The sequence below is a fragment of the Streptomyces mesophilus genome (assembly GCF_011044995.1).
Lineage (GTDB): Bacteria > Actinomycetota > Actinomycetes > Streptomycetales > Streptomycetaceae > Streptomyces > Streptomyces mesophilus.
Map to the genome: position 1 here is coordinate 1 of NZ_JAAKZW010000328.1, position 6,931 is coordinate 6,931.

7 protein-coding genes are annotated in these 6,931 nt (G+C 71.7%); 3 read left to right on the forward strand and 4 right to left on the reverse strand.

The features are described from left to right. Positions 1-90: 90 nt before the first annotated feature. Both G6045_RS38145 and G6045_RS38150 read right to left on the reverse strand, forming a co-directional pair. Positions 91-918: a transglutaminase-like domain-containing protein gene (locus tag G6045_RS38145; RefSeq protein ID WP_165336832.1), complete on the reverse strand. Its 828-nt coding sequence runs from the start codon at positions 916-918 to the stop codon at positions 91-93. 3 nt (positions 919-921) lie between these two features. Next, positions 922-1,980 (reverse strand): GNAT family N-acetyltransferase, encoded by a 1,059-nt coding sequence (locus G6045_RS38150; RefSeq protein WP_165336833.1) that lies wholly within the window; start codon positions 1,978-1,980, stop codon positions 922-924. A 140-nt stretch (positions 1,981-2,120) separates the two neighbouring features. Between G6045_RS38150 and fdxA the strand changes: the two genes are divergently transcribed. Continuing rightward, the gene (gene fdxA / locus G6045_RS38155) at positions 2,121-2,441 is read left to right on the forward strand and encodes a ferredoxin (RefSeq protein WP_165336834.1); all 321 of its coding nucleotides are present in this window, start codon (positions 2,121-2,123) and stop codon (positions 2,439-2,441) included. Positions 2,442-2,570: 129 nt separating this feature from the next. Continuing rightward, positions 2,571-3,686, forward strand: coding sequence for a bifunctional succinyldiaminopimelate transaminase/glutamate-prephenate aminotransferase (locus G6045_RS38160; RefSeq protein WP_165336835.1), 1,116 nt, complete (start codon positions 2,571-2,573; stop codon positions 3,684-3,686). Positions 3,687-3,807: 121 nt separating this feature from the next. Here G6045_RS38160 and G6045_RS38165 read toward each other — a convergent pair whose 3' ends face one another. Together G6045_RS38165 and G6045_RS38170 are read right to left on the reverse strand one after the other, a co-directional pair. Continuing rightward, a complete protein-coding gene (locus G6045_RS38165) occupies positions 3,808-4,383 on the reverse strand; it encodes an ATP-binding protein (protein ID WP_165336836.1) in 576 nt (191 codons plus the stop codon). A gap of 387 nt (positions 4,384-4,770) precedes the next feature. Next, on the reverse strand, positions 4,771-5,700 hold the full coding sequence (locus G6045_RS38170; protein ID WP_165336837.1) for a heavy metal transporter: 930 nt from the start codon (positions 5,698-5,700) through the stop codon (positions 4,771-4,773). Positions 5,701-5,774: 74 nt separating this feature from the next. Between G6045_RS38170 and dapE the strand changes: the two genes are divergently transcribed. Next, entirely contained in the window at positions 5,775-6,878 is a 1,104-nt protein-coding gene (gene dapE, locus G6045_RS38175) for a succinyl-diaminopimelate desuccinylase (RefSeq protein WP_165336838.1), read from the forward strand. The last annotated feature ends 53 nt before the right edge of the window (positions 6,879-6,931 follow it).

Genomic DNA, 6,931 nt, shown 5'->3' on the forward strand with positions numbered 1-6,931 from the left:
GGGCGGGGAGAGAAGCCCGCCGCAGGCGCACCCGGCCCGCACTCGGCAACGAACCCGGCAACGAACCCGGCAACGAACCCACACCGCCCTCTAGTTGAGCCGCGCCCGCGCCCGCTGAGCCTCCCGCCGCACCTGCTCCGCCGCCCCCCGGTCCACCGCGTCCACGACATCCGCGTACGCGTCGAGCTCCGCCGCTCCCCGTACGAAATCGGCGCGCTGGACGAGGAGTTGGGCCCGCTCGTAGCGCAGCCGCGCCGGATGGGACGGCAGGAGCAGGGAGAGCTCCACGGCCCACAGGGCCACCCCCGACTGCTCCGGCCGCGCCGCAGCCCACGCCCGGATGTTGTTGAGGATGCGCAGCACGATGTCCAGCGTGGACGCGGGCCGGAGCATCGCGGGGTCGAGCGGCGCCCCCGTCGCCCCCGCCACCAACAGCGAGGCGTCCGTCCCGGTCAGGACCCGGCCGCCGTCGAACGGGTCGGCGAGCAGCGGCTCGGCGCCCGGTTCGCCGAACCCGACGACGAAGTGGCCCGGCAGGGCGACGCCGTACACGGGCGCGCCGGCCCGGCGCGCGACCTCCATCCACAGCACCGAGAGCAGGATCGGCAACCCCCGCCGGCGCCGCAGCACTTCGTGCAGGAGCGAGGACTCCAGGCGCTGGTAGTCGGCCGGCGCACCGCGGAACCCGCAGCGCTCACCGAGGAGTTCGCCCACCGCACGCGCCCACGCGAGCGGCCCGCCCGGCCGGTACGGCACCAGACCCGCGAGCCGGTCCAGCTCGATCTGCGCCGCGTCGATGCCCGCACCGTCCCGCGCCCCCTGCGCCTCCGCCCCGATCAGCAGGCAGAGCAGCGCGAGGTCCGGGCGCTCGGCCCGGGCCTCCTCGGCGAACTGGTCACGCCACTGCGACTCGGTCATGGCTCAGGACGGGTCCGTGGCCCGGTGGTAGTGGTAGTGGTGATGGACCGCGAAGCCCATGGCGTCGTACATCGCCTGCGCCCCCGCGTTGTCCGCCTCGACCTGTAGCCAGGCCGCCGAGGCGCCCTCGTCGAGCGCCTTGCGCGCGAGCGCCGTCATCACCGAGGTCGCGAGACCCTGCCGCCGGTACGCGGGATCGACCTCGACCGCCATGAACCCGGCCCACCGCCCGTCGACCACACACCGCCCGATCGCGGCGGGCGCCCCGCCGTCGGTGGGCACGGACGCGAACCACACGGAGGGCCCGTTGTGCAGCACCTTGAGCACGGCGGGCGACCCCTCGCCGAACCGCCCACCCGTCGCCCGACCACCACCCCTCACCGACGGGCTTCGCCCGGCACCTCTTTGATACCGGCTCAGCCACGCCTCGTCGCAGGTCCGCGAGAGCCGCACCCGGTCCACATCGGCATCGATGTCCCCGACCGGCGCGAGCCCACCGATCCGCACCTGTGCGTGCGTCTCGGCCGCCCAGCCCCTCGACTCCAGCTCCGCGCACAGCAGTTCATGGGTGCCCTCGGCCCCGGTGGACGTCTGCACGAACGCGGGCAGCCCGCGCTCCGCGTACCACTCCCGTACGAACGCGAGTGCCCGATCGAGCGGCATGCCGGGGTCGCCGAGCGCGAGCACCGAATTGGCCCGGCGCGTGAAGCCGTCCGCGGCCCGCAGCTCCCAGTCACCGAGCCGTTCGCTCTCGACCGGCTGCCAGCTGCGCGCCGCCACCCGCGCCAGTTCCTCGAACGAAGCCGCGGGTCCCCGCCGCCGGGCCGGGGCGGCGGGCACGACCTTGCCCGCGACCAGGCGGGATTCCGGAATGCGGACGGGCGTACCGTCACGCCGTGTGATGAGCAGCACATCATCGTTCCAGGATGTGAGAACACCGACCGTGTCGGTGAACTTCCCACCAGGGGCTCCAGCGTCCGTCAAGGACCGTACCGAGACCCGTTTGCCCACGTCAGAGCGGTTGATGCGGATTTCGAGAAGACCGCCACCGATGATTTCCACAGCTCAGTCCGCCCCTCCTGTTCGGATCATGCCCCGGAACGGAGATACTAGGTGCGGGCATCGACGACGCCGCGCTCCCGCGCGCCAGGTGGCGGAGGCCCAGGAGGCCCGCCAGCGCCCTATCGAGGAGGAACGACAGCGTGACTTACGTCATCGCGCAGCCTTGTGTCGACGTCAAGGACAAGGCGTGCATCGAAGAGTGCCCGGTCGACTGCATCTACGAGGGCGCCAGGTCCTTGTACATCCACCCGGACGAATGCGTCGACTGTGGTGCCTGTGAGCCGGTCTGCCCGGTCGAGGCGATCTTCTACGAGGACGACACTCCTGAGGAGTGGAAGGACTACTACAAGGCGAACGTCGAGTACTTCGACGAGCTCGGCTCCCCTGGCGGTGCGAGCAAGCTGGGTCTGATCGACCGGGACCACCCCTTCATCGCCGCGCTGCCGCCGCAGAACCAGTAGACGGCAGGCAACGCTCCACGGTCCCGTACGGCGCGAACTGCCGTACGGGACCGAGGCGTTTTCCCGGCCGGGGGTCCGGGGGTTGTCCCCCGGGAAATACAGTCGTATGCACGAGAAAGTGAGCACCCCGTGAGTGCCGTCTCCGACCGTCTGCCCGTGTTCCCCTGGGACAAGCTCGAGCCGTACAAGGCCACCGCCGCCGCTCACGCGGACGGCATCGTCGACCTCTCGGTCGGCACTCCGGTGGACCCGGTGCCCGAGCTGATCCAGAAAGCCCTCGTGGCCGCGGCGGACTCGCCGGGCTATCCGACGGTGTGGGGCACGGCCGAGCTGCGGGACGCGCTCGTCGGCTGGTGCGAACGGCGCCTGGGGGCCCGCGGGTTCACCCATCGCAACGTCCTGCCGACCGTGGGCTCCAAGGAACTGGTGGCCTGGCTGCCGACCCAGCTGGGGCTCGGCCCCGGTACTGCGACATCTAAAGACGTGGTCGCGTACCCGCGGCTCGCGTACCCGACGTACGAGGTGGGCGCACGCCTGGCCCGTGCGGAGTACGTCGCGTACGACGACCCTACGGAGCTGGACCCCACGGGCATCAAGCTCCTGTGGCTCAACTCGCCCTCCAACCCGACCGGCCGCGTCCTCGCCAAGGACGAGCTGATCCGGATCGTGGCCTGGGCCCGTGAGCACGGCATCCTCGTCGTCTCCGACGAGTGCTACCTGGAGCTCGGCTGGGAGGCGGAGCCGGTCAGCGTGCTGCACCCGGAGGTCTGCGGCGGCTCGTACGAGGGCCTGATCGCGGTGCACTCGCTCTCCAAGCGCTCCAACCTGGCCGGCTACCGCTTCGCGTTCCTCGCGGGCGACGAGAGCCACCTCCAGAACCTGCTGCAGATCCGCAAGCACGGCGGCATGATGACCGCCGCTCCCGTCCAGGCCGCGGCCGCCGTCGCGCTCGGCGACGACGCGCACGTGACCGAGCAGCGCGCCCGGTACGCGGCCCGCCGCGAGGCGCTGCGGGACGCGCTGAGCGCGCACGGCTTCCGTATCGAGCACAGCGAGGCCAGCCTCTATCTGTGGGCCACCCGCGACGAGAACTGCTGGGACACCGTCGGCCATCTCGCCCGGCTCGGCATCCTGGTCGCGCCCGGCGACTTCTACGGCACGGCGGGGGAGAGTTTCGTCCGCGTGGCGTTCACGGCCACGGACGAGCGGGTCGCGGCGGCGGTGGAGCGGCTGCGTAAGGGCTGATCGCCGGAGCGAGCCTGTTTCCGGACGCGCCTGTCCCTGAACACGCCGAAGTCCTTCCTGAACACGCCGAAGGGGCCCGGGAGTTGATCCCAGGCCCCTTTCGCGTGGGGACGCGGACGGGTCAGCCGCCGAGCGGCAGGCCGCCCATCAGACCGTCGGTGGGCAGACCGCCACCGGCGACCGGCAGACCGCCCTTGGTCAGGCCGTCCGTGGGGAGGCCGCCCTTGGTCAGCGCGTCGGTGGGCAGACCGCCCTTGGTCACGGCGTCGGTCGGCAGACCGCCCTTGGTGAGCGAGTCGGTGGGCAGACCCGCGCCCACGATCGGCAGACCGTCCTCGGTCGCGGCCTTGGTGCTCTCGCCGAGCACCTCGCCGGCGCTGCCCGCGACCTCACCGGCGGCCTTCTGCACGGCGGGCGTGGCGGTCTTGCCGGCCTTGCCGACGGTCTTGCCCGCGGTCGGCACGGCCTTCTTGACGGCCTTGGAACCGGCATCGCCCGCGAGACCCGAGACGTTCTGCGCCGCGTTGTCGATGGTGTCGCCGAGGCCGGCGCCGTCCAGGGCGGTCAGCCCGCCGAGGTCGGGTGCGGCCGGGAGGTCGACGGCGCTCGCGGAGCCGGCCGCACCGACCGCGGAGGCCGCTCCCGCTGCGGTGAGCAGCGCGGCACGGGCGATCCGACGGGTCAGGGGGAGGGACATGATGCTCCTTTTGGACGGGGAAAGTAGAACGTTGTGCGTCCTGCCGCATCCGGCTTTCGGACTGCCGCATCTGGCGTACGGACGCCGTGACTACCGCTCGAAGCGCGGGAAGGTTGCGGTCCGGCAACGTAAAGAGTTGGTAATGCGTCGCATCATCGTCTGCGGCGAAATCCGGGCAAAATCGGCCCTTCGCCGGGGCCGCTCGACGCGCCACTTCCCTTTGTTTTCAAGGGATTTGAGGACTAGGGGACTGTGCGTAGAAAAACTGGTCCCAAGGGTCGTGCGTACGCCGCCGGGCTAACCCCTGCGAGTGAACGCCCGCACGGCTGCCCGCTGACGTTCAGGGGCGGTGAACGGTGCCGGCAGGGGATCAGGCGGCGGTGACGATCAGGCGGCGGTGACGATCAGGACCTCGGCCGCGCCGGAGCCCTCATCGGACCCGGACCCGGACCCGGCCTCGCGCCACTGCCCGTCGTCCTCGCCGGCGACCCACTCGCGCCCGTCGTACACGACCCGCTCGAGCCGCAGCGCCGAGGCCTGCGCCACCGCCCACTGCGCGAGCTCCCAGCCGCGCCGACCGTCGCCGCCCGTCACCGGCACGTGCACCGTGCGCTGCCGTTCGGCGGCCTTCGCGTCGTCCGTGACCTCCGCGCCGGCCGCCTCCGTACGGGGCAGCACCCCGCGCCCGAAGTCCCGCTCGAGCGCCTCGCGCACCTGCGCCGGGTCACCGGCCTGCGCGGCCGCCGGACCCTCGCACTTCAGCGAGCCCGCGGCCCGTCCGGTGAGCGCGGCGGAGAGCAGCGCGGCATCCGGCTCGTGCTTGGCGTACGCCTGCGGGAAACCGCTGCGCTGCACCTTCTGCGCGGCGACCGTGAGCGGAAGCCGCGAGTAGCCGGGCACATCCTTGAGGCCGTCGTAGAACTTCCCGGCCGAGTACACCGGGTCCATGATCTGCGCGATCGTGCCCCAGCCCTGCGAGGGCCGCTGCTGGAAGAGGCCGACCGAGTCGCGGTCGCCGTGGTCGATGTTGCGCAGCCCGGACTCCTGAAGGGCGGTCGCGAGCGCGATGGTCACGGCCCGTTCGGGCATCTTGCGCGAGGTGCCGACGGCGGAGATCGTCGCCGCGTTCTCGGCCTGCTCGTACGTCATCTCGTACGAGGCGCCGCCCGCGCCGATCACCGTGCAGCGCGGTGCGGGCCTGCCGCCGCCCTCGTACTGGACCACCAGATACCCGGCGAGTCCGAGCAGCACGACAAGGGCCGCGCCGAACCGGAGGAAACGGCCGCGGCCTGCGACGGCGGGGGAGGGACCAGGCACGCGGACCACCGTACTGGAGTCCAACGGGCAGACGGGCACAGTCCCTGTCCGAGCCGGACGTTAGGCTCGCCACTATGGCCGACCAGCACACCTCTTACGCCCAGCCGACCGCCCTCGACCTGGACCTCGACGCCGCTCAGCTCACCGCTCAGCTCGTCGACTTCGCCTCGCCCAGCGGCTCGGAGAAGCCGCTCGCCGACGCGATCGAGACGGCGCTGCGCGCGCTGCCGCACCTCACGGTCGACCGCTTCGGCAACAACATCGTGGCCCGTACGCAGCTCGGCCACGGGGAGCGCGTCATCCTGGCCGGCCATATCGACACGGTCCCGATCGCGGACAACGTGCCGAGCCGCCTCGATGAGGACGGCACCCTGTGGGGCTGCGGCACCAGCGACATGAAGGCCGGTGTCGCGGTCCAGCTGCGCATCGCGCGGACCGTGCCCGCGCCCAACCGCGACCTGACCTTCGTCTTCTACGACAACGAAGAGGTCGCCGCCCACCTCAACGGTCTGGGCAAGGTCTCCGAGGCTCACCCCGACTGGCTCGCGGGCGACTTCGCGATCCTGCTCGAAGGCACCGAGGGCCTGGTCGAGGGCGGCTGCCAGGGCACGCTGCGGGTCTTCCTCAAGTTCAAGGGGGAGCGGGCGCACTCGGCGCGCGCCTGGATGGGCAGCAATGCCATCCACCGCGCCTCGAAGGCCCTGGCCGCCCTGGCCGCGTACGAGCCGCGCACGCCGGTGGTGGACGGGCTGCGGTTCCACGAGGGCCTCAATGCCGTACGCGTGGAAGGCGGCGTCGCGGGCAACGTGATCCCCGACGAGGCCACCCTGGTGGTCAACTTCCGCTACGCACCCGACCGCAGCATGGACGACGCCCTCGCCTTCGTACGGGACTTCTTCGCGGACTGCGACGTCGACGAGTTCGTGGTCGACGACCACTCGGGCGGCGCACGCCCCGGACTCACCCACCCGGTGGCAGCGGCCTTCGCCGAAGCCGTCGGCGGCGAGCCGCGCCCCAAGTTCGGCTGGACGGACGTGGCCCGCTTCAGCGCCCTGGGCGTACCGGCCGTGAACTTCGGCCCGGGCAACCCGATCTACGCCCACAAGGTGGATGAGCGCGTGGACACGTCCAAGATCTTGGAGGGCGAGAAGGCGCTGAGGGAGTGGCTGACCAACTGAGCCCCTGCGGCGTTTGAGCAGATCCGAACGAAGTTCGGATGCGGGGTCCGGGG

What these genes read in the sequence shown, in the direction of transcription:
- G6045_RS38145 (WP_165336832.1), bottom strand. Translation starts at nt 918, where the DNA reads ATGACCGAGTCGCAGTGGCGTGACCAGTTCGCCGAGGAGGCCCGGGCC.
- G6045_RS38165 (WP_165336836.1), bottom strand. Translation starts at nt 4,383, where the DNA reads ATGTCCCTCCCCCTGACCCGTCGGATCGCCCGTGCCGCGCTGCTCACC.
- dapE (WP_165336838.1), top strand. Translation starts at nt 5,775, where the DNA reads ATGGCCGACCAGCACACCTCTTACGCCCAGCCGACCGCCCTCGACCTG.